Here is a 23904-nt window from a genome sequence, read left to right as displayed (position 1 = left end):
TTCTTCTTAGTATCTATCAATAAGATCACCTAATGGATCCCCAGTATTTGAGCTTCCGCCATTACCTGAACCGCCTTGTTTTCCAAGTGCCAAGTAAACAAGAGCTAAAGCTACACCAATCGCACCAAGTCCGATAAGTGTAATTTGTGAAACAGTTGCTAATACAAAACCAATTGCAAAGAATGGCCATACTTCTTTTGTAGCCATCATGTTGATTACCATTGCATAACCTACGGCTACAACCATTCCACCACCAATTGCTAAACCATCTGTTAACCAAATAGGCATAGATTGAAGTAATGTACGAATAGGACCAGCACCAATTGCTAAGATTAAGGCTGCTGGAATTGCAATACGTACACCCTGCATACAAATAGCAATGATTTGCCACATTTCAATCTTTCTCATATTTCCTTCTTTAGCAGCAGAATCCATGAAATGTACAAACGCTGTGGCAATAGTACGACAAATAATTGTTAATAATAGTCCTGCAACTGCTAAAGGAACAGCAATAGCAATAGCTGAAGGAACTCCGTCTTTGCCTTGTCCTCCAAGAACTAAAATAATTGCAGATGCAACAGATGCTAATGCTGCATCTGGTGCTACAGCAGCACCTATATTTGCCCAACCTAATGCCATCATTTGAAGGCTACCACCTAAGATTAAACATGGTAATAAGTTACCTGTAGCTAACCCGATTAACGTACAAGCAATTATTGGTTGGTGGAAATGAAATTCATCCAAAACACCTTCCATACCAGCTAAAAATGCTACAATAATGACTAATATAACTTGAACTATATTTAAAGTCATGGTTATTAATCCTCCTTTTTCTCTAAATAATTAGATTATTTTAATTTATTTAATTCATCTTGTGCTCTTTTAAGTATTTCGTCCATATTTCCTTTTGAATCGTTTGGTACTTTACGAACATCAAAATTAAGTCCAGCTTGTTTAAGCTTATTGAATGTATCAATATCTTGTTGATTGAAAGCAAGAACTTTGTTTGGTTGAACCTTACCTGTAGAGTGAGCCATTGAACCAACATTGATTGTCTTTAATGGTATTCCACCTTCTACTGCTCTAAGTACATCTTCTGGATTTTCAAAAAGAAGCAATGCACGTTCTTTACCAAAATGTTGATCATCTTTTGCAAGTTTAATCATATGATCAACTGGAACAACATGAGCTTTAACCCCTGGAGGAGCAGCCTGTGTGATCAACTTCTTACGAAGTTCATCTTTAGCAACTGCATCTGACACGACAATAATTCGTGTAGGATTTACAGTTTTTGTCCAAGCAGTTGCTACTTGTCCATGAAGTAAACGAGAATCAATACGAGCTAAAACGTATTCAAATGATCCAGGTGCACCTGCATTAGATTGCCCTGCTGAAGCTGCTGTAGCTTTACTATCATCTGCTGGTTCCAATTCTTCCGGCTTAACTTTAACTCCTTCTTTACCTGAATTTAAAATATAAGCCGCAATTTCATGTGCGGATTCCATTGAAAGACGTGCACCATAAGCTTCAATCAACATTGGTAAATTCATACCAGCTACGATTGCCCATTTATCTTTGTGTTCTTCAAATAAAGTATTTGCTTGGTTGAATGGTGTACCACCCCAAAGATCAACTAAGAATAAAACCTCATCTTGGTTGTCAAACGATGCAATTGCGTCTTTCATTTTTGCTCTAACATCATCAGGTCCTTCACTAGGCATCAACGTAACAGCCTTTACGTTTTCTTGTTCTCCGAAAATCATAGAACCAGATTGCAAGATGCCTTTAGCAAATTCTCCGTGACTAGCAAGAATAATTCCTACCATTTTTATACCTCCCATTTTTTTATTTGTTACAAAAACAAAAGACATAAGCATTAGGGAATAAAACAATATATGTTCGAATTTCTCACATCACTTGTACACAATTTGAATCATAAAAAAACAGGATAATACCTTATAAAACTGTACAAACTATATGTTATATAACAAACAAATATTAAATTGTTTTATTTTCCTATGCTTATGCCTGATCGAATCAGTAACACGCTGGAAATTATTATTTTATTGTAATCTACTTAGGAACACTAACTAGATGGCCCTTTCTTGATTACGTTTTCATAATAACACTTTAGTTCCAAATTTGCAATATATTTTTTAGCATTTTATAAAACTTTTTTCTATAAAATAACATTAATATAAGGACTTACCCATTGGAAATAGACTGTATACATAATTAAAAAATACTTTTTATTCTTCTATTTTATTTTTCATTGTTTCATCTATTATTATAGTTACATCTTCATGCAATTTTAACATTGTTGCTGGATTCTTTGTTGTAATATTTCCATTTAATAATTCTTTTACAACTCTTATCTTATCTTCACCCTTTACCAACAATAGTATTTTTTTTGCCTTCATTATTGATCCAATACCCATAGTTATAGCCTTAGTAGGTACTTCATTTATTGATTTAAAAAATCTTGAATTCGCTTCAATAGTACTTTTTGCTAAATTAGTTACATGAGTTTCTGATATCAAAAAATCATCTGGTTCATTAAATGCAATATGTCCATTATTTCCAATTCCGAGAATTTGTATATCAATTCCACCTAGCTCCTCTATTTTTTTATCATAGCTTTTAGCTTCTTTTTCAGGGTTTTCTGCTAAACCATTTGGAACAAATGTATTGGCTTTATCTATGTTTATATGATTAAATAAATTCTCATTCATAAAATATCTATAACTTTGAGAATTTTCTCCTCCAAGTCCAACGTATTCATCTAAATTTACTGTCTTTATGTTACAAAAATCTATTTCCTTATTTCTATTCTTTTCTATAAGTTTCTTGTACAATCCAATTGGTGTACTTCCTGTTGCAAGTCCTAAAACAGCATCTGCTTTTTCAGCAATTATATCTTTGAATATTTTAGATGCAACTAAACACATTTCCTCATAATCTTTAACTGCTAGTAACTTCACTTATAATCTCTCCTTTATTGTTAATTAGTTAAGGCACATTCAAATAACTAACCAGTTCATTTGCCAGCCTATTTTCCATCATGCTGCGTCGGCAAATTGACCTAATAGGCCCGCTATGAGGGCAATTTACCTCCTTGCCTGATAAAAAATATCCATGGCAAATTGCACTTGTTATTTATTTTCACGCGCCTAAACAAATTCTATACCTATACTTATCTCCTCTTGCTATAGTTATAGTATATTCAATGATTCCCTTTTGCTCATATGCTATTCTTTCAACTTTTAATCCTGCCTGTCCTTGAGGTATTTCCAAATAGATACTTTCCAATTTATTTATTAAAACACTCTCAATTACTTCCTCTGCTGATATTATATTTACATTAAAAATATTCTTTAATAATTCATACAATGGAACTTCTTCAATCATTTCTTTAGTTAGTTTTTCAAATCTTTCATATGGCAAATATGTTATTTCATACATCATTGGGGTATCATCTGCAATCCTTATTCTTGAGATTTTAAATACAAGTTCATTTTCTTCTATTTTTAATTTTTTAGATATTTTATTACTTGCTTCAATAATCTCAAAGTTTAATAATTTTGAAGTTGGTTTTTTCCCATGCTTTTTCATTTCTTCTGTAAATGACGAAACCTTTATTAAATCTTGCTCTACTACTCTTGGAAATATAAAATTTCCTTTTCCTTGTACTTTATAAATATATTTATTTTTTTCTAACTCGTCTAAAGCTTCTCTTACAGTTGTCCTACTAACCTCATACTTTTTACAAATATCTCTTTCAGAATCCAATTTATCATTTTCATCCATTTCATTTTGTATTTTTTCTATAAGAATATTCATTAGTTGAACATATAACGGAATTGTTGAATTTTTATCAATTTTAATCATAAATGCACCTCTTTTAGTTCTAGCAGTTTATGATTAATTATAACCTTACTTAATACAAAATAAAATATTTAGGAATATGAAAGAATCTAATTCTTAAATTAGATATCTATATAAAGTCAAACTCAACTGGTAATTACCACTACAATAAAATTATAATTAATTATTATTCTCGTGTCAATACACACTTGAATCTCTTCTATAAATCATATATAATTAATACAAACAGCTGGTAATGTCCACTTAGTAAAATAAAAAAAATTGCACCTAAAGGAGCGATAACATGATAATAAAAAATTGTAATATAATTTATCTAGATAAAATAGAACAAGGATCAATACGTATAGAAAACGGAAAGATTAAAGAAATAAATCCTAGCAAATGCTGTGATGAAGATATATTGGATGCAAACGGTTTATACGTTTCACCCGGTTTTATTGATGTTCATATTCACGGTGCAGGTGGTTATGATACAATGGATAGTACCAGTCAAGCAATTAATACCATTTCTAAAACAATAGCTGTACATGGGACAACCTCCTTTACTCCTACTACTATGACTGTTTCTATAGAAGATATTAGAAAATCATTAAATGTTATAAAAAATATGAAGGAAATTGGTTGTGATGGAGCTCATGTTTTAGGCGCTAATTTAGAAGGTCCTTTTGTGAGTCCAAGCATGCTTGGTGCACAAAATCCTAAATATCTCTTACCTCCATCTATTTCAACTTATAAGAAGATAGTACAAGATTATGAAGATATTATTGTTTCAATGACACTAGCACCTGAAATTGAAGGATCTAAGGAACTTATCAGGTATATCTCCGATACTGGAGTTATATGCTCACTAGGCCATACAAATGCAACTTACAAGGACATGATTGAAGCCATAAAGTGTGGTGCTAGTCATTCAACTCATTTATATAATAGAATGACACCTTTAAATCATAGAGATCCAGGAGCCGTAGGCGCTATTTTTGATAGTAACTTAACTACTGAAACAATTTCTGATGGAATTCATATTACATATGCAGCTTTAAGAATTGCATATAAGCAAAAAGGGACTGATAATGTTTTATTAATATCTGATGCTATGATGGCCTGTTGTATGCCAAATGGTAAATATTCCTTAGGCGGTCAAAAAGTCATAGTAAATAATAATGAAGCACGTTTGGAAAATGGAGCTTTAGCAGGTTCTGTACTTACCCTTGATAAAGCAGTTAGAAACGTATATAAAAATTCAAATTTACCTCTACATGAAATTGTGAAGATGGCTTCATTTAACGGAGCTAAACATTGTAAAGTAGATAATCATAAAGGACAAATTAAGGAAGGCTATGATGCTGATTTAATCCTATTTGATGATGATATTAATATAAAGAAAGTTTTCATTTTAGGAAAAGAAATATTATGATACTTATAGATATCCAAACTATAAATCATACTTATGTGGTGAATAACCGAAATAAGGGGAATTCTTTAGCTCGGTTGCTAGATAATTTAGCTGTGGATTTCTAACAGCAGAAGTTGTCCCATTCTTGCATTCTCCTTAAACAAGTTGAGGACAAGCGAGAATAGAACAACTTCTGCTGAAGAAATCCTACAACTAAATTATCAACGCAACACTACGCAAAAGAATTCCCATTATTTCTAGTATGGAAATACATTCCAATTATAAGTTTAATTCTTAAATTGGATATCTATAAGATATAAAACTAAATTGAATAAAGCTAAGTCATAATTGGCATTATAAAAATTTAGCATATATACGTTGATAATACTTCATAACATATACTAGTAAATAATTATTTTGAGCTCATAGTTATGTTCCCACCTGAAGATATTAATACATACTAATCATCGGTAAAAGTTTCCATAGCTGACAGAGGAAATATTAACATAACTTTAGTTCCTTTATTTACCTCAGAGTCAATATTAATCTTCAATCCTAATTTTAAACAGAGCTTTTCACATAAATACAATCCCATTCCTGTACTTTTGCTAAATCTCCTTCCATTCTCACCAGTAAAACCTTTTTCAAATACTCTATGTATATCCTTGTCAATTATGCCTACTCCATTATCCTCTATAATCAACCTTACCGAATTAGCTTTCTTAATCGAATGTATATTTATTATTGGTTCTTTATTACTTGAATATTTTATAGAATTTCCTATTATCTGATTAATAATAAATTCAGTCCATTTCACATCACTATATACAAATTCATTAGTATCCTTTATATTTATTTTTATTTTCTTATGAATAAAATCTCTATAATTTTTTTTAACTACATTCCTTACTACATTATCAAGATTAATTTGTTTTATAATATAATCTTTGCTAACATTATTACTTCGAGAATAGTAAAGTACTTGTTCTACATACCCCTCAATCCTGTCTAATTGATAATCTATTTTATTAGTTACTTCATTTTGATTATTTTCAATTGTCAGCTTTGTGGAAGCTATTGGTGTCTTAATTTCATGTATCCAGGTTTCTATGTATTCTCTATAATCCGCCTGCATATCTTTAAAATATTTTACATTCTCATGCATATCTCTGCATATTTCTTTAAGAATACGATTAAGTTTTTCTCCTTGTATAAAATCTGCTTCCTTTAACATCTCTGGAAGCAGGTATTTCTTGTCCAATTTTTCTATTATCCTATCAATCTCATCATAATAATTTTTATATTTTACAAACTCTACAGTTATATATGATATTAATGGGAAAAACCAGATACAAAAAACAAATACAATTATAATTAATTTAACATTAATTATAAACAATATAGCTGATAATATAATAAATAGCAGCATATTGCATAATATTACAATAACTTTATCTCTAATAAATTCACCTATACTCATGGCATAATATACCCTAACCCTCTTCTGGTTTCTATTGGATTTTCTATCCCTATTTCTTCAAGTTTTTTTCTTAATCTATTAATATTAACATTTAAAGTACTGTCATCTACAAAATAATCTGCTTTCCATAAATATTCCATTAGTGAATCTCTTTTTACTATACTCCCCTTATTATTTATTAAATATGAAAGTATCTTAACCTCATTTTTAGTTAACTCTAAAGATTTGTTTTTATAAGTAATAGTTGCATTTGAAAGATTTATATTAAAATCTCTGTAACTTAATATACTATTAGTTTTTAAGTTTCCATATGTTCTTTTTAAAATATTTGTTATTCTTGCCAACAGTATTTCTGTATTATAAGGTTTTGTTATAAAATCATCTGCCCCTAAATTCATACTAATTAATTCATCTGTTTCGCTATCTCTGCTTGTAACTATTATAATTGGAACATCTGATGTTTTGCGTATTTCTCTGCATATATAATAACCATCATACATAGGAAGGTTAATATCTAGTAATATCAAACTTGCATTCTCATTTTCAACATATTTAATTATGTTATCCATACTTATAGGTGCTTTTACTTCATAACCATACTTTATTAAAAAGTTTTGTAATTCTTCTCTTATAGCTTCATCATCTTCAATAATAACAATTTTCCCCATTATCTTCTCCCTTCTATACATATAAGGCTGAATACAACTGCATTTTACTCATCATACTTAGATTTCATATATGACAGGCTGCCTCTAATTGTTATGATAAACTAGTAAAAACACCATTTCAATAAAATATTTACTTTTTATTTTGATTACAAGATATCAGCATCATCCCAAATCCAGCTAGTCCAAATATTAGTTTTCCAACTATTACACTTACAGGTATTGAGAATTCTGGTTCTACCATATCAAGAAATTCTGGATATTTTGCAAAGAAATTTTCTCCAAGCAAATCAACTGCATACGGTAATGGAACATAACTAAGCAATATTACTACTACCATAAGTGCAAAAATTATTCCTTGATGGTATCGTCCTCCTAAAATTCCTAAGCCAAGCATAAAAAGCATAGCTGGCAATAGTGTTACAAAACTAGGCAACACAAGAGTTCCAAAATTAGTAAAATTAAAATTCACACTATAGAACCACAAACTATAGCTAATCGGCACTGCAGAAATTAAAATAAATGCTATAATAATGGCTCCGTAACGTAGAATCTGAAACTTAAACGGATCAATAGGCGTCGCTTTAGTTAAAGTCTGTACACTCTTCTCTTGTTTTGAATAAAGAAACGATATGAAAAATAGTAATGCAACAAGTAAAATTGGTAACTCTTTAGCAAGATATGCTCCATAGCTCCAACCTGAGAATGGGGCTGTGTTTGCAACCCCAAGGATAATATCTCCAGTCATAACCTGATGACTATAAAAAGCAGAAATAATAAGTAATCCTAAGAAAAATTTATTTATAATCAGTCTTTTAAGTTCATATTTAAATACTCTACTCAATGTTTAAGTCCTCCTCTTTAAGATTGCAATCATCTAAAAAATCTTGCCATGTGATTTTTGATTCTTGGCTATTCTCATATAATTTAGCTAGAATTTTATCCATCTTGTCTTCTCCACCAACAAGCTCTGCAGCTTTTAAAATTTGAAGAGGCATTTTTGAATATAGACGTGTAACTTCATTGCACTCACTAATTTCATCAGCATATTTTTCAGGTAGTATATCTAAATATTCTGGATGTCTATTATAAAAATTATTATCCTGAGCTTTCGAAGCTTCTTTCCACTGGTTCACATAATTTTTTTGAGCATATTCTTCACCATGGGTTTCCTTTGCAACTCGATAAGTTGTATAAACGGCGAAGCCTTCTGCAGACCAGTTTTCATTATTTTCACCTTCACCTATGGTTTCCAGTCCCCACCACTGATGAGCAAGTTCATGTCCCAGCACTTCAGCCACATTTGATCCATTTGATTTATTATTTAAATTTTTATCACTAAAGCTAATTTCACCAATAATGCTAAGATTCGGAAGCGCCATTCCACCACCCGCAAATATTGATCTTTGCGCTATTCTAAGTTGACTATTCTCAGAAACATTATGTAACTTACCATAGTTACAAGTACAATATTTAATAGTATCCTCCATAACTTTATCAGCACTCTTATCTTTCATTCTGTCTTCCATTTTACGACTATAATAAAACTCTATTGGCATACTCTCATCACCTAGATTCTTCATAACATAATCACCAGCCATAATAGTTAACCAACTACTACCATTAAGATGGAAAGACCAAGTTCTATTTTTCTCATCCTCAGAAAGTATTTTTACTGTATTAGCATCTAAATTCTTTATCGATTTATCATCTGCAGTAATTTTCTTATTTTTCTGTCCATATACAATTGGTGTGAGCTCTGAAGGCATGGTAAATTTACCTGTAATTGGTGCTCCATCTTTACTTTTTTGTACTCTAAGCTGTGGATAAATATTATCTGAATTAATAAGCTCTATACATTTATTACTCATATTACAATTTACTACTAAAAGGTCACTATAAGTTTCTTCAATTTTAGGCACGCCACTATATTCTATGTTAATCTTAACCTGTGGAACATTCGGTACATTAAATACAATGTTGCCTTTTCTATTGTTTAAATTTTCAAATATAATCTGTTTTCCATTTGCTGTGATGTGGTGAATAGTATATCCAGGATTCATCATAATTTTGCATTCCTGTTCACTACCACTCAAATTTTGAAGACAATAAGTTGCCTTTCCTGAAAGACTTCCTTTATTGGTATCAAATGATATTTCCAAATCAGTGTTTGAAACTTCAAGTTGTTCATTGATTTCATCTGAATTATCAACTTCAGACTCTAAATAAATATTAGGTTGATTTATATACGTATAGCCTCCACTACATATTAGTACTACAGCTAATAATGGAATGTAGATTTTGCTTGAATTGTGCAAAATTGACTTAAATAAACCTTTACCATACCGACGGACACATAACAATCCAATTACCCACATTCCACCAATTGTCAAAAACCAAAACAAACGATTATGCTGCATTGCTTTAAATACTATGTTATTACCAAAATCATCAGAAAGTACATTAACAATTGGATTTATCCAGTGTAAAATATTAATATTATCAAACCATTTGCTAAAGCCCACCAACATAAATGCAATAAATGCAGCCATACTGATATCTGCACGATAAAAAATCTGATAAAATGCAGAAATCACTAAAATTGATAATAATACAGAAGGAAGCATTAAAAGAAAGAAACTATTCCAATAAGTATATGACTCAAAGGTATTTTCCATTTTCATAAATGTATATGGAAAATAAATCACTGCTGCAATAGAAACAGAAATTATAGCTGCTGTTCCTATGGATATTAATCTTACTACATTTAATACTAAAGGTGATACAACACTATTAATTAATGCTTCTGTTTGATTTTTGCGTACTCTATCAAATTCTAACAAAGTTAAAATTGCAAACAATATCCCCCCGCCAAGAGCTCCAGCACTAGCTGGATTTCCAATAAAATGACCAGATAACGTTTCATCAAGCATACCATTATTGTATAACTTATATCCTGTCATTTGGGAAATCATCGTTAATATCATAATCAGATAAACTATTTTTGAGTGAAAAATACGATTTAATTCCACCCTTAAATAGGAAAAGATTTTCATGATTACTTCACCTCTTTTCCCATAATAAGATACATATAAGCATCTTCAAGCGTAGGCTCCACGGCCTCTGCAAAAGTTGGCAGTATTTCTGCTACAACACGACAGGCAATTCCTTTTACTGTATTAACTCTTGCTGTCACCTTATATTCCCAGTCAGAACTTTCTCCCGCTTTTTCTTCAAAGACACCAACATGATTGTGGGCCAGCGCTATCAATTCTTCTGGTGTACCAGTAAACAAAATTTGCCCATGATTAATAACAATCAGTTTATCACACACTGATTGTACATCTTCAATTATATGAGTAGATAATAAGACAATCTTATCTTGTGCCGTCTTAGAAAATAAATTACGGAAATTAATTCTTTCCTCTGGATCAAGTCCAACAGTTGGCTCATCAAATATTAATAATTTTGGATTTCCCATAAGAGCCTGGGCAATTCCGACACGCTGCCTTTGACCACCTGATAACGTTGAAATACGTGCTTTTCGTTTTTCTGTAAGATTTGTCTTGTTGATTACTTCTTCAATAACCTTTTTACTATTTTTTATTCCTTTTAATGCTGCCATATAATCTAGAAACTGCCAGACAGTAAGCTCATCATAAAGTCCAAAAGATTGTGGCAGATATCCTAAGTTTGCTTTTAACTTTTTTTCATTCTTAAGCAAAGGCTTCCCATCTATAAGAATCTCACCACTGGTGGGCATTAACCCTCCTACAAGAAGTTTCATAAGTGTTGATTTTCCTGCTCCATTGGGTCCTAAAAGTCCAATAAGGCTTGGACTTTTTATTTCTAATGACACATTCTGTAATGCTTTTTTCCCTTTTGGGTAAATCATATTTAAATTTTTAATTGAAATCTTCATAGTTTTATTATCCATTCTTTCATACTCCTTAATTATTCATATCTCTTAATTGTCCCTTACATATTATTTTTCACTATGTTTTTATATCCTGTATATGTTATATAAAAATATCCTATATAAACCACAACAAATATTAAAGCTGTTATTAATGCTGAAAATCTAATATCTATTGGATTATAAATACCTATCTCTTTATTAACTACTGCAACACCAATAACTGAATGAATTAATGCCATAATTACTGGAAGGGTGAAATGCATTAATGTTTGAATAAAAATTGTTTTGTTTATCATTTTTTTGCTTGCACCAATCCTCTTTAAAGCTTTATATCTTTCTATGCTATCACTAGCTTCTGATAATTGTTGAAGCGCTAATACAGCCATGGTAGTTATTAAAAATACAATACCTAAATATAATCCAATAAACAGTTCTGAAGTTGTAACTCTTTTTCCACCGGAATAAACACTATCCTTTGAATGAGCATCTATATCTGCAATGCCTAAGCTACTATATTCACCATCAATAGAAGAATTTTTGATTTGATCGTATTTTTTGTTATTTTCCTCTCTATTTTTATCTGTATACATTACATTAATCACTGATTTAAAAACTTTGCTATTAGGTAAAAACTCATCATTTATAACTATTGTGCAAAAAGTCGCTTCTATTATAAAATCATTAAGATTATCTTGTATCGCTTCATGATTTTTAACAAAATATTCTTTTCCATTAATATTAACTTTATTGTTATTTTCTAATTTTTCATTAATTGGCTTAACTAATTTGCTATAATTTGATAAAATCAAAACCTCATCCTTCTTTAAATTTATTTCCTTTTCGCCTCTTAGTTTTAATATTTTATTATAATCAGATATTTTTACAAAGCTTCCAAAATAGCCCTCAAAAGTTTCATCTTCTACTGAAAGTAACTCCTTCAGCTCTACCGCTGAAGCATATTCATTGTAAGTTGTAGCTTTTTCATTTTCACTTATTTTAAAATCAATTTTATTAAGTACCTCTTCTATATTGTTGTTTTCATCATTAGCATATAATATTATACTGGCATCAAATGGCGCTATTTTATTGAGACTTGCTTCAAAATCTTTTTTAAGACTTATTCCTGTGGATAATATAAGAATTGTAATAAATAGCATGAAACATATTACTGACATTGATATGAAATTTGTATTAAATTTACTGTTTATTTGTTTTACCACAAATATATTTAAGCCTTTAAAATATACTTTTTTATTTTTACTTATTATATATAATACAGCTCCAGATAAACTAAAGAAGAACAATACTGTTCCTGCTATTGAAATGGCTACTGATAATATAAACATAGTATTTTTAGGTTCTAAACCTATCTTTAATATAGATTTATATGAAAATGCCAATAATACTACACTTAACACAAATGATGCTAAATATATAAACGGATTTTTATATTTTATATTTTCATTTTTTTTATCTGCTGCTAGTAAATCAATTATCTTATATCTAGAAATAACAAATACATTAAATATCATTACAAGTAAAAACATTATTCCGAAGTACAATATAGTCTTACCTATAGCACTTATTGAAACAGCAAATCTATATTCATTCATTCCAATATCAAATAACTTTAATGTAGATACAGATAAAACCTGTGCTGATCCAATTCCTAATATAAGACCTCCAATTAAAGATATAGCTCCCACTATAGAAGTTTCTGTTACTAAAATTCTAGATATTTTTCTTTTTGACATACCTAAAGTCATATAGATTCCTAATTCTTTTTTACGTTTCTTTATCAAAAAATTATTTGCATACAATATTAAGCTAACTAATATTACTGATACAAATATTGAAAAGTAAGATATAATATCCATTAATTTTTCTATATATTTTGCATTTGAAGATTTTATATCCCAAAGTGCCTTTTGTGAGTCAATAGAGTTAAAGCTATAAAATATACAAACAGCTAGTATTAGTGTTAAAAAGTATATAGTATAATCCTTGTAGCACTTTTTAATGTTTCCAGAAGCAATTTTAAAATACATTGTTATCATCACCTCCAAGAAGAGAGATAACTTCTATAATTTTATTAAAAAATTCTTTTCTACTATCATTACCTCTTATTAGTTCGCTAAAAACTTTTCCATCTTTAATAAAAAGTATTCTATGTGCATAACTTGCTGTAAAAGAATCGTGAGTAACCATAAGTATTGTGGTCTTCAACTCCTTGTTTAAAGTTTCAAATCTTTCTAGTAACAATCTAGCTGATTTAGAATCCAGAGCTCCTGTTGGTTCATCTGCAAGTACTACTGATGGATTTGTTACTATTGCTCTTGCTGAAGCAACTCTTTGCTTTTGTCCTCCAGACATTTGATAAGGATATTTTTCTAAAACTTGTTCTATTTCTAAATTTCCTGCTACATCTTTTATTTTTCCATCTATTTTTGAACTTTTTTCACCTTGTATTGTTAATGCTAAACCAATATTCTCATAAGCCGTTAAAGTATCTAATAAGTTAAAGTCTTGAAATATAAACCCCAGCTCATTTTGTCTAAACTTATCTAATTCCTTTGGTTTTAATCTAGTAATATCACTATTATTTATCATTATCTTTCCAGCAGTAACATTATCAATTGTTGATATACAATTAAGTAATGTAGTTTTACCACTTCCTGAAGGTCCCATTATTCCAACAAACTCTCCTTCATATACCTTAAAACTGATGTTATCTATAGCTTTTGTTACATTATCTTTACTACCATAATACTTTTCAATTTTTTCTACACTTAATATGTTTTTCATTTATAACTCTCCCTTTTGTAGCTATGTCTTATTATCTAAACCTCACTGTTAACTTCACTTCATGTAACTTATTCTATATCATTCCATATATATCATCAATTTAACTACATATCATTAACATTACATTTTTGTTATGTTATTCAAAAAGAAAAAATAAAGGACCAGAATTCTTTCATATTTTGCTTCCTTGCCTAACACAAAATATGAGTCACATCTTTGGTCCGTTATTATTTCATTTATCCTAATATAATTTTATATCTCTTTCGTTTGTCGTTCTTACAATATAAACTGTTTGTTCTAGACCTTACGAGTTTTATATACAAAATGGAACTTTATTACCTGTGGAAGTATATCTATAAATATATAGACATTTTATTTATAGCATTTATTCTTTTTGGGGCATAAATTTATATACTTGAATGTGATATACCACATACCAACGTTTCTAAACTTTAGTACTACTAGATGTGATTATTTAATAAAACATAGGAGGCATGAGAATTAACATGTGCACAGCAATAACGCTACAATCAAAACAGTTGGAAAATTTTTTTGGCAGAAACATGGATTTTTCTTATAATATTGATCCAGAGCTTTATATTGTACCTAAATATTATGTATGGAACAATATTCTTAACATGCATAAATCCTATAATTGCTATAGTTTTATGGGAATTGGACAGGAAAGCGATGGAATGCTTGGCTTTTTTGATGGAGTAAATGAAAAAGGCTTTGCGGCAGCAGCATTATATTTTGCAGGTTATGCAAAATACAAAATGCCCTCAAACTATATTGATAAGGAACCTATTTCATCTTTAGATTTTCTTCATTATATTTTAGGAAAATGTGGATCAGTAAAAGAACTTAAAGAAATCCTACTGGACATATATCTTGTAGGTCTTGAAGACCCAGTGACACAAACAGTCGCACCTTTACATTGGATTGCCACAGATAAAAGTGGAGAATGTGTTGTTATTGAACAAACAGAAAAAGGTTTAAAGATGTTCCAAAATCAAATTGGAGTTATGGCCAACAGCCCTGATTTTCAGTGGCATATGACTAATTTAAGAAATTACATGGATGTATCACAAACACAAACTAGTGATGTATGCTGGGGAAAAGTTCATTTAAAACCATTCGGTCAGGCAGCAGGAACCATGCAGCTACCAGGAGGCTACACATCCCCAGAAAGATTTGTAAGAACAGCATATCAAAAAACGCATATCGAAACACCTAATAACAGTTTAGATGCAATAAACGCTTGCTTTCATATTATGGAAAGTGTCACCATTCCAAAAGGAATAGTAATAACAAATAGAAATACTTACGATTATACAAAATATACTGCTTTTATTAATACAAATACTTGTGAATATTTCTTTAAAACTTATGAAAATCCTCTTATTACAAGTGTAAGCCTTTGGGATAACTGCACAAATAGTTCTCAGCCAATCTCATTAGGGAAATTAAGGCGCCCTGTTAAATTTGAAAAAATACAACAATATTGAACTTGTAAGTGCAAATTCACTTAAAGAATAACCCACCAAAATCTAAATTTTAGATTTTTGTGGGTTTCATGTCTAAGCACCATGATTTTGATACAATTTAGCAATGATTTTAAGGTAAAGATTGAATTGATTAATGGTAAATTGTATGAGTAGTTCTAAAAAGTACACACCTGTACAATTTAGAATTAAATCTGTTAATTTATTATGAAACTATATTTTTTTACTTATTCTATCAAAAAACAAACTCTACATTTCTCTTTTTTTATTCATTAAGTGGCTTTTACCAACATATAGGAACTATTCAAACATAAAATGCTCTCTAATTAATTTGCTTTGCGTCAAATTGTATGCTGTACTCTTTATCCAGTCGTATACAAGCTTGCACCTTAACTTTTTCTTTTATTTCCCATCTAGAAACACCATATTTGCAGTCTTTGTAAAAATTAAACCTATCATTTACTGAAAGGTAATATCCATATCCATCTTCATCATATATTATAATATCATTCAGTTTCTTAAGAATACCATAATTCTTTTTATCAGGTTTATAAAAATTACACCTTCTATATTTATAAGTAATTTGATATTTTGCTACCTCTGGATATTTAATCTGATTTTCTTTTATTTTCATAAAGTCATAATATTCTGGTTCATTTTTAGGAATTATTTTTAAATTAATTTTACAATTTTCTTTCTTTAATATTATTTTCATTATATCGTTAAGCTTATTTTTCTCATCTTCGTTATAATTTTCTTTTCCCACTAAACTTTCATATACCTCGTCATATTTGAAGTCATAATAATATTGTGGTACCGGGTATATAATTTCTTTCCATGTTCCCACAAAATTAGGTGTTAAATAAGCTATAGGCTTATCATAAATAACGAACTTATTCCATTCATTTTTTACTGCCTTCACAATTTTAATGTTTGGGTTCACCAATTCATTTAAAATAGCCCACACTACTAAATCTTTAGCCCTTTCTATATTCAAGCTATTATCTTGTTCTTTATCTTCGTTATTATCTCCACATTTATCACTACATAATTTTTTTAAAAATTTGCGAATATAAATTATATTCTCTTCACACATTGTATCGAAATACAATGTTCCAATTCTTTTCTTTCCCTGGCTTCCTGCATTAAATGTTCCACCAACTAGATTAACTATATTATTATTTTCTGAACTACCTTCTGCCTTCAACTCTGTTTCTAATGAGTTCAAAATCTTGCTTATCCTATCAAAATCATCCACTTCAAGTATATCGATAAACTTTACAGTATCATTTATATCATCTGTATCTCTTGTGTCATTAAAACTCTTTAACTCTAAAGCATGTTTACCCAACTGTTCATTATTTAACTGTTTTTCCCAATATATCATCCTGCAACAAAATTCCAAGAACCTCATTTCCATCAATTCTTCTCTTGATGTTTCATTAACCAAAGTAACTTCCTTAAATTTATAAAAAATATCGAGCCAATCATTATCAATATTTGAAAACCATTGTTTTTTTGTTTCTTTGTCATTTATGCACTTATCAGCCTTATTATTTAAAAGACATTTAAATATCTCATATGGAACAATCGGCACACCACTATTTATATCTATAAAAAATTGTTCTGCCGTAGATAATTCCCCCTTAACAGAAACTCTATCAAATTTTATTTTCTTTAATATAAATACTTTTAAACTAACAAAATCTAAATTCACAGCCCTCTTATTAAAGGTCTCTTTTAAATTATTAACTGACTTAGTTGCATATGTAACTAAATTATCATTATTTTCTTTGAACACCTCATTAATTGCCTTCCTAAATTGAAACTGAATTTGAGTCATTATATTCTGAAACGAATCTTCTGAACTCTCACAATTACACTCTTGAATCTTAAAATCTATAAATTTTAATAAGCAATACATTGTAAAAATACGCTGCTGTCCATCATAAATATAAACATTTTCATTATTCTCGTATACAGTAATAGCACTTAGCACTATATTTTTGTTTTCATCAGCATTATTAAGGGAATATTTACGAAATTTATTTAAGATATAGGTTAATAGACTATCATCTGCATCCATATAACTTCCCATACAATAATCCCTCTGTATAACAGGAATAATAATATTCTTTTCTTTACAAAACAAATCTATTAATCCAATTTGTATTGATTCCCTCATTTTATCACTACCTCATAAGCTTATAGTTTCAAATTTTTCATTTTCCAATTCTTTCTCGTGGGCAACAATATATTTATATAGCATATATTTTCCAGAGCCATGAACCATATCAATTAAATCATTTTTTTTCATTGGAAAGAACTTCTTTTTATTTTCATATCCACCTTCATTATTAAAAAAAGCTTTAAAATCTGAATCAGATATTTTTTCTCTTTGTGTATTACTTGATAATGCATCAAAATATCTATTAATCTTATATGTATCAGTTGCACCTATGTCATCTTCTAAATCATTACTATTATTTTGACTTTCCATCCTACTCAAAATTAATCTATCTATACTAAATTTTGAATGAATAATCTTTGCAAGAAGTTCTTCTTCTGACTGTGTACCTTCTTTATCTTTGCTTACCATCTCAAATATATATTCATTTAACAAATCAAAGAACCTAATGTCTGTTAAATGATTTAATTCTATAAATGCACGAATCGTTAAATAATAGGACTTACCTATATCTTTTTTTATTTCATCAAGCATTTTTTTATAAAAAACAATACGTTGAATAATAATCTTTTCTTTACCAACAAGATTATCCTCATGAAAGTCAGAATAATGAACTTCTTTCTTTGACCTAGCATTTGTTAACCCATAATCTTCTGACGCAAAAAGAATATTTAAACGATTATCCCTAGTGTTGTCCGGGTCAAAGTAAGATAGTTTAACTGTTTTATATATTTCATTATCATAAAGTAAATTGGAGATTTCTTCGAACATTTCTGCTATTTTTGTCTTATATTCAACATCTAACTGTAATCCCAAAGTATCTGAAATTGTAATTAAATCCGTATTTATTGACATATAAATAATAAGTTTTGCTCTTATCATATCACATATCCGAAATTTAATTTTTTTACTGTTCATATTAAGGAATTCTGAAACGGGTTCATCTGAGGTAATATGTAATAACAAATTCACATTATTCTTTATAAATTCAGCGAATGTATTGTACTTATCATGTGGAAGTCCTTCATTTTCATCATTTATTTTCTCTTTGATACCTATGTAATTATAAGTTAATCGCCTTTTATCAGACAAAGCTTTAGTTTGCTCTCTAAAAATATCCTCAGCACTTTTTCCCATTTCATGATGATTCATCAAATGGCTCAAAAACATAATTCTTTTATCCTTGTTATCTAATTGAAAATCTCGTTCAAATTCCAACCTTATGAAATCATCCTTATGCTCAATTGCATAGAAGATTAACATAAGTGTAATCATCCTTTGCTGTCCGTCAACAATTTGAATTTGATTATCTTTAACATACAAAGTAAAAAGTGAAAGTGATTTTGATTTTCCATGCTTAAAATTATATATCAACTCTTTAATTAATCTCTCAGCATTACTGTTTCCTGTACTCCGATTCCATTTATAATTACGTTGATATATAGGAATATAAACTTTACCTTTTTCACCATCATTAGTTATTTCATTTATCAAATTTAACAATTGACCAAATGTTATAGTTTTTCCATTTAACTGTTCATATAGTTTCATATCCTTATCTCCATACATTTTATCTCATATAACTATTTTTTAAATCGTTAATATATACCTCTAAATTATCATTAATAATTCCATAATTCTCATTTTCTTTTTTGGGCTGATGAAGTTTTTCTATATCAAAATCAATTTTATTCAAGATTTCTTCAATTTTTTCTTTTTTCACATCACTTGTTATTATCTTAATTGAGTTGTTTGCATTAGAATCTGTTTGTAATTCTATATCTTTTTCACAAATTTCATTAACAATATCTGTAATACTTTTTTCCTGAACTTTCACTTTTTCAAAATAAGAACTCATTAATATATAAAATTCTTCAATTGTTAGTTTATATTTTTTATAATTCTGTGAATTCTTAGAACTATTTTCATCCCAACTTTTATAAAATATAACTTCTCCGTCATATATTGATCCACATTTTTCCTTACTTACTTCAGATCCAGTAGTTTTCTTAAATAAATTATTCAAACTAGCTATATCATCATCCCTATCCTTCAAGAAATCACTAAAATCAATAGAGAAATCGTCAAATTCAACTCCACTGCTATTTTCCAAGCATCTCTCTTGATATTCTTGCAACGATACTATCCCAACATTAGTTTTAACATAGTTAACTGGCATTTTTTCATAAATACATATATTATAATCAACATTATCATTATTAGAATAATCATTAAAATATTTCATCATACATCTTCCAAAATATTTACTTGATGAATAAAAATTTAGCATTGTCCCTTCTATATGAGCCTTGCATCGCTTTAATATATTATCAAAATTTTTACCATCTGAGCACAAATTCCAATTTCCACCTTCACAACCATCATAACAATGAAATAATGTCATATTTTGCTTTTTCCAAAAAATATTATAATAATATCCTAATCCCTCAAATTTTAGTTCGTCATATTTATCATTAAAAATGTAATGACTGATAGTTCTTTCAAACCTTCCCTTATCATCCCTATACTCATCCATTAAATCTAATGCCAACATAACATATCTCATATAATATATATATGATTGTAATTGAAATGCATAAACATTTATTTCATCTTGTTTATTAATAGTAAAATCAAATAACTTTTCATCTAATTTAGATCTTTTACATACATATTGTTTTATTTCTTTTGCCGCATCATAAAACTGATTTTTATTGTCATCATAATCTATCGACATTATTTTATATAGTTTCTCAAAAAAGGTAAAAGTCTCTTTTGTGACATATTCCTCAAACAAAGGATGTATTTTATTCCACTCCAACATAATTTCATTAAAATTTTGTATTGACTTGTCCATTTTTTCTCCGTCTTCTACCTCTAAAGTAATAGGTATACTTCGAACATTTTCCATACACAACCTTTTTATCATTTGCAAAGAATTATCATTTTTGATATTAAAGCATTTACCATGTTCATTCTTCTCTTTATCGTAGTTTGATAAATGAATCAACTGAAGTAATACCTTATTTTTTTCTATATATCTGGATACATATTCTTTCAAATCCTGTTTAATTCCCAATATTTCAAAGTTAGCCAAGACATGGCAAAAGTCCAATACTGTTCCAAACTTTTGCTTTTTTACATTCTTGGCAGCATAATCAAGGTTATCCGTTTCATTTCTATTGCTATTCTTTTTACTGTTATAAAGTATTTCATTACAGATTTCTGCCATCTCTACATTTTCAAATCCATACCCAAAATTTTTTCCTTCAGTAAACTCTACATTTTTTCTTTCTATAACTTTAAATGGAGTAATATTTTCAAAAGAAATTGTAATATTATCATATACTTTAACTGATTCCACAAAACTTATTAACATATCATTCTCAATTACACCATTCGTGTAAAGATCATTTTTTTGTTGAAACAAACATGAACCATCACTATTAAATGGACATTTAAATTCATTATCTTTCGTACACCCAATTACACAGCCCGTATGAATAATCACTATTACGTTAATTTTAAATTCCTTACCACATTCATCAGCAAATTTGCAAATCTGATTAAATATCTCCCTTTCCTCATTACATGTTACTATTTCACACAAAGACATGACATTCGTAGAACACTCATTATCATAATCACATATAGTCTTAAATTTAGAACTTGGACAATGAACTGCTTTAATTACAGCATGCTGCTTTTTTAATATATGTTTTATGTCATTTGTTTTGTCACTTAATGAAATAGCATCGCTTCTACTTATAAATAACTCTAATTCTTTGTGTTGCTCTGTGATACTTCTAAGCTGTTCTATATTCGCTTTTTTTATAAATCTCATTCTCACTTCCAGTATAATATGCTTATCTCAAAATAATTTTATGATATAAACACTTTATACTCTCCTTTCTCGGATTATATAAATAGGCGTTTGCGAAACGCCGCACCCCTCATAAATGCGGAATATTTTTTTAACAAAATAAAATAACTCATCAGTGATTTATGGTAAAATTGAATTACCTCAAAAACACTATCGATCTTGATGAGTTAGTTCCTGCACCCTTCATTAACCATTTTTACGCTTCCACAGGAAGGCCGCGAAAATATCAGCTTTATACTATGATTAGTGCTTTAATTTTACAACGTATTTTTTCTATTCCTAAAGATGATCTTTTAATTATTTTTCTTAAATATTCTCAAGAACTAAGAGACTTCTGTGGCTTTTTAAAAATTCCAGATTCCTCTAAGTTTACTCGTTTTAAGCAGGACTTTCTTTTGGACTTACAATCCATGTTCGATAATCTTGTTGATATTACTGAACCGATATGCCAACAGATTGATGAAAATCTTGCTTCCATGACTATTTTTGATACTTCAGATATTGAAACATTTGTCACTGAAAATAATCCTAAATATGCTAATCGCATTATAAAGCAGCTTCTGGCTGTATGCCTTCACACGCTTCAGCCAATTCTGCCATCCAACAGATGTATATCAATTGACATTTTTGCTATGCTTTTAAATTCGGCATCATTACTAATGGCCTCGGTATCGTAAGAGATATTTCATTCTATAATAAAGATTTTCTCAAATCATATCCTGATATTATTGTTGAAAAAAAATCTGATTCACCTGATTAAGATAAATCTCTTATCCCTGTTCTTAAAGATTTTTTTAACGAGCATCCACTAATAAATCCAAAAATCTTTTTAGGTAATGCTGCTTTTGACAGTATTCAAATTTGTCGTAATCTTCTTCTTGAATTAAAATTTGATAAAGCATATATTCCTTTAAAAACTAAGCTGACATTAGAAGAAAATGTTGATTGCCCTTTAAACGAAGACGGCATTCCATGCTGTCCGAATGATCCAACTTTATGTGAAAATCCATGTACAAATTCCTTATGTGGACGAATGTTTTATATTTATCCTGAAAAGAACCTGCGCGCATATCCTGGGATAAGACGAGGAACCCAAGAATGGAATAATACTTATAAAATCAGAGTAACTGTTGAAAAAAATATCAATCATTTCAAAGACAGTTACTGCGTTGTAGTCCGTAAAACCCAAAATTAGCAAACGCTTCATGATGATTTACTTCTAGCTGGAATAACTCAACTAATAACAGTCATCGTAACAGATAAAATACATAAACATGAATATATACGAAGCCTTAAGCCATTAATAGCATAAACTTTATTTGTAAAAATCAGAATGCAGTTTTGCTTTATTTTGTACGGCCTTTTTTAGCTAATAAAACCATTGCAATTGTATAAAAGCAACTTTTCCATCAATTAATGATGTTTTTGCAATTTCTAATCAATTTTTATTCAGTTTTATAAATGAGTTTCACAATTACCTAGATAATTCTGATTATACTTTCTAATCGGTCTTTAGTTACATTAATCCGAATAATTATTTAAAGTCTAGATTAATCTAAATTCTGTAATAATACCTGTCCTAAAAATCTACTCACAATGTCTCTTATTTGTATTCCTTTATCTTTTATTTTGTTATAGTGCTCTCCATAATCTCCTGTAATTCTTTCAAATTCTTCATTTGACAGTTTATACATCATATTAACATATTCTTCTACACTAATATTTTCCTATCTTTTTCTAGCTAATGGATTTTTATCATAATTACATACCAATGCTTGTAAAAGAGGTGAATATTCTGGATGATAAAAATTATATATCTCCCCATCTCTTCTTTAAAAAAATCTATTTTTCTTTCTTTTTTCTCTTTGCATAAAATTACTACCTCCTATTAATTAGCACTTATAATTTATAGTATTTCTTTTTATTATACCCTTTAAATGTAATTTCATATAAAATATCACTTTAACTACAAACCCCTTACATCTATAGCTATAGTCTATCTATTATATTTTCTTATCTACTATTAGTATGAGTTAAGTTATACTTTTACGCAATACCTAGAGAAATATACAAAACATCTTAGTTCTGCGTAAAAGCACATCCCCCTAAAGCAAAATTCCCTCAAACCATCAGTTTGAGGGAACATAAAACACACTATTAAATTTTCTTAAAGACCTCTAA

At 29.1% G+C, this 23904-nt stretch carries 17 protein-coding genes and 1 pseudogene; 3 read left to right on the top strand and 15 right to left on the bottom strand.

The annotated features are described in order from the left end of the window. Window positions 1–6: 6 nt before the first annotated feature. From CLSA_RS04710 to CLSA_RS04695, 4 genes are all read right to left on the bottom strand, one after another. Complete coding sequence (locus CLSA_RS04710) at window positions 7–813, bottom strand: PTS mannose/fructose/sorbose transporter subunit IIC (RefSeq protein WP_022744260.1); 807 nt, start codon at window positions 811–813, stop codon at window positions 7–9. A 35-nt stretch (window positions 814–848) separates the two neighbouring features. Next, window positions 849–1826, bottom strand: coding sequence for a mannose/fructose/sorbose PTS transporter subunit IIA (locus CLSA_RS04705; RefSeq protein ID WP_022744259.1), 978 nt, complete (start codon window positions 1824–1826; stop codon window positions 849–851). Window positions 1827–2249: 423 nt separating this feature from the next. Then, window positions 2250–2981 carry a glucosamine-6-phosphate deaminase gene (gene nagB, locus CLSA_RS04700; protein ID WP_022744258.1) on the bottom strand — a complete coding sequence of 244 codons (732 nt, stop codon included), beginning with the start codon at window positions 2979–2981 and terminating at the stop codon, window positions 2250–2252. A gap of 181 nt (window positions 2982–3162) precedes the next feature. Further along, window positions 3163–3888, bottom strand: coding sequence for a GntR family transcriptional regulator (locus tag CLSA_RS04695; protein ID WP_022744257.1), 726 nt, complete (start codon window positions 3886–3888; stop codon window positions 3163–3165). Window positions 3889–4168: 280 nt separating this feature from the next. Here CLSA_RS04695 and nagA point away from each other — a divergent pair, with 280 nt between their 5' ends. After that, on the top strand, window positions 4169–5299 hold the full coding sequence (nagA, locus tag CLSA_RS04690; RefSeq protein ID WP_022744256.1) for an N-acetylglucosamine-6-phosphate deacetylase: 1131 nt from the start codon (window positions 4169–4171) through the stop codon (window positions 5297–5299). 439 nt (window positions 5300–5738) lie between these two features. Here nagA and CLSA_RS04685 read toward each other — a convergent pair whose 3' ends face one another. The 7 genes from CLSA_RS04685 to CLSA_RS04655 all read right to left on the bottom strand — a co-directional run bounded on the left by CLSA_RS04685 (window position 5739) and on the right by CLSA_RS04655 (window position 14147). Beyond that, window positions 5739–6758, bottom strand: a complete 1020-nt coding sequence (locus CLSA_RS04685) for a sensor histidine kinase (RefSeq protein WP_022744255.1) — start codon at window positions 6756–6758, stop codon at window positions 5739–5741. Next, a complete protein-coding gene (locus tag CLSA_RS04680; protein WP_022744254.1) occupies window positions 6755–7426 on the bottom strand; it encodes a response regulator transcription factor in 672 nt (223 codons plus the stop codon). Before CLSA_RS04680 ends, CLSA_RS04685 begins: the two co-directional genes overlap by 4 nt. 130 nt (window positions 7427–7556) lie before the next feature. Continuing rightward, the gene (locus CLSA_RS04675) at window positions 7557–8267 is read right to left on the bottom strand and encodes a hypothetical protein (protein WP_022744253.1); all 711 of its coding nucleotides are present in this window, start codon (window positions 8265–8267) and stop codon (window positions 7557–7559) included. Continuing rightward, complete coding sequence (locus tag CLSA_RS04670; RefSeq protein ID WP_022744252.1) at window positions 8260–10479, bottom strand: M1 family aminopeptidase; 2220 nt, start codon at window positions 10477–10479, stop codon at window positions 8260–8262. The genes CLSA_RS04675 and CLSA_RS04670 overlap by 8 nt, the downstream gene beginning before the upstream one ends. A 2-nt stretch (window positions 10480–10481) precedes the next feature. Next, window positions 10482–11345 carry an ABC transporter ATP-binding protein gene (locus tag CLSA_RS04665; protein ID WP_041716472.1) on the bottom strand — a complete coding sequence of 288 codons (864 nt, stop codon included), beginning with the start codon at window positions 11343–11345 and terminating at the stop codon, window positions 10482–10484. Window positions 11346–11401: 56 nt separating this feature from the next. After that, window positions 11402–13390 carry an ABC transporter permease gene (locus CLSA_RS04660; RefSeq protein ID WP_022744250.1) on the bottom strand — a complete coding sequence of 663 codons (1989 nt, stop codon included), beginning with the start codon at window positions 13388–13390 and terminating at the stop codon, window positions 11402–11404. Continuing rightward, window positions 13380–14147, bottom strand: coding sequence for an ABC transporter ATP-binding protein (locus CLSA_RS04655; protein WP_022744249.1), 768 nt, complete (start codon window positions 14145–14147; stop codon window positions 13380–13382). Before CLSA_RS04655 ends, CLSA_RS04660 begins: the two co-directional genes overlap by 11 nt. A 506-nt stretch (window positions 14148–14653) precedes the next feature. Here CLSA_RS04655 and CLSA_RS04650 point away from each other — a divergent pair. Then, on the top strand, window positions 14654–15655 hold the full coding sequence (locus tag CLSA_RS04650) for a linear amide C-N hydrolase (RefSeq protein WP_041716085.1): 1002 nt from the start codon (window positions 14654–14656) through the stop codon (window positions 15653–15655). Between the two features lie 319 nt (window positions 15656–15974). On the opposite strand, the gene CLSA_RS04645 is transcribed toward CLSA_RS04650, so the two are convergent. The 3 genes from CLSA_RS04645 to CLSA_RS04635 are packed head-to-tail and all read right to left on the bottom strand — an operon-like array spanning window position 15975 to window position 21684. Further along, the gene (locus CLSA_RS04645; RefSeq protein ID WP_022744247.1) at window positions 15975–17837 is read right to left on the bottom strand and encodes a DUF262 domain-containing protein; all 1863 of its coding nucleotides are present in this window, start codon (window positions 17835–17837) and stop codon (window positions 15975–15977) included. A 12-nt stretch (window positions 17838–17849) separates the two neighbouring features. Beyond that, a complete protein-coding gene (locus CLSA_RS04640) occupies window positions 17850–19391 on the bottom strand; it encodes a DUF262 domain-containing protein (RefSeq protein ID WP_158380589.1) in 1542 nt (513 codons plus the stop codon). A gap of 19 nt (window positions 19392–19410) precedes the next feature. Beyond that, on the bottom strand, window positions 19411–21684 hold the full coding sequence (locus tag CLSA_RS04635; RefSeq protein WP_022744245.1) for a hypothetical protein: 2274 nt from the start codon (window positions 21682–21684) through the stop codon (window positions 19411–19413). Between the two features lie 170 nt (window positions 21685–21854). On the opposite strand from CLSA_RS04635, the pseudogene CLSA_RS04630 reads away from it, so the two are divergent. Next, a pseudogene (locus CLSA_RS04630) lies at window positions 21855–22946 on the top strand (transposase); the annotation flags it as partial. A gap of 327 nt (window positions 22947–23273) precedes the next feature. On the opposite strand, the gene CLSA_RS23055 reads toward CLSA_RS04630, so the two are convergent. Next, a complete protein-coding gene (locus tag CLSA_RS23055; protein ID WP_155738327.1) occupies window positions 23274–23420 on the bottom strand; it encodes a hypothetical protein in 147 nt (48 codons plus the stop codon). Window positions 23421–23904 lie beyond the last annotated feature (484 nt).

This window comes from Clostridium saccharobutylicum DSM 13864, assembly GCF_000473995.1.
Lineage (GTDB): Bacteria > Bacillota > Clostridia > Clostridiales > Clostridiaceae > Clostridium > Clostridium saccharobutylicum.
This window is presented reverse-complemented; position numbering and strand designations above follow the sequence as displayed.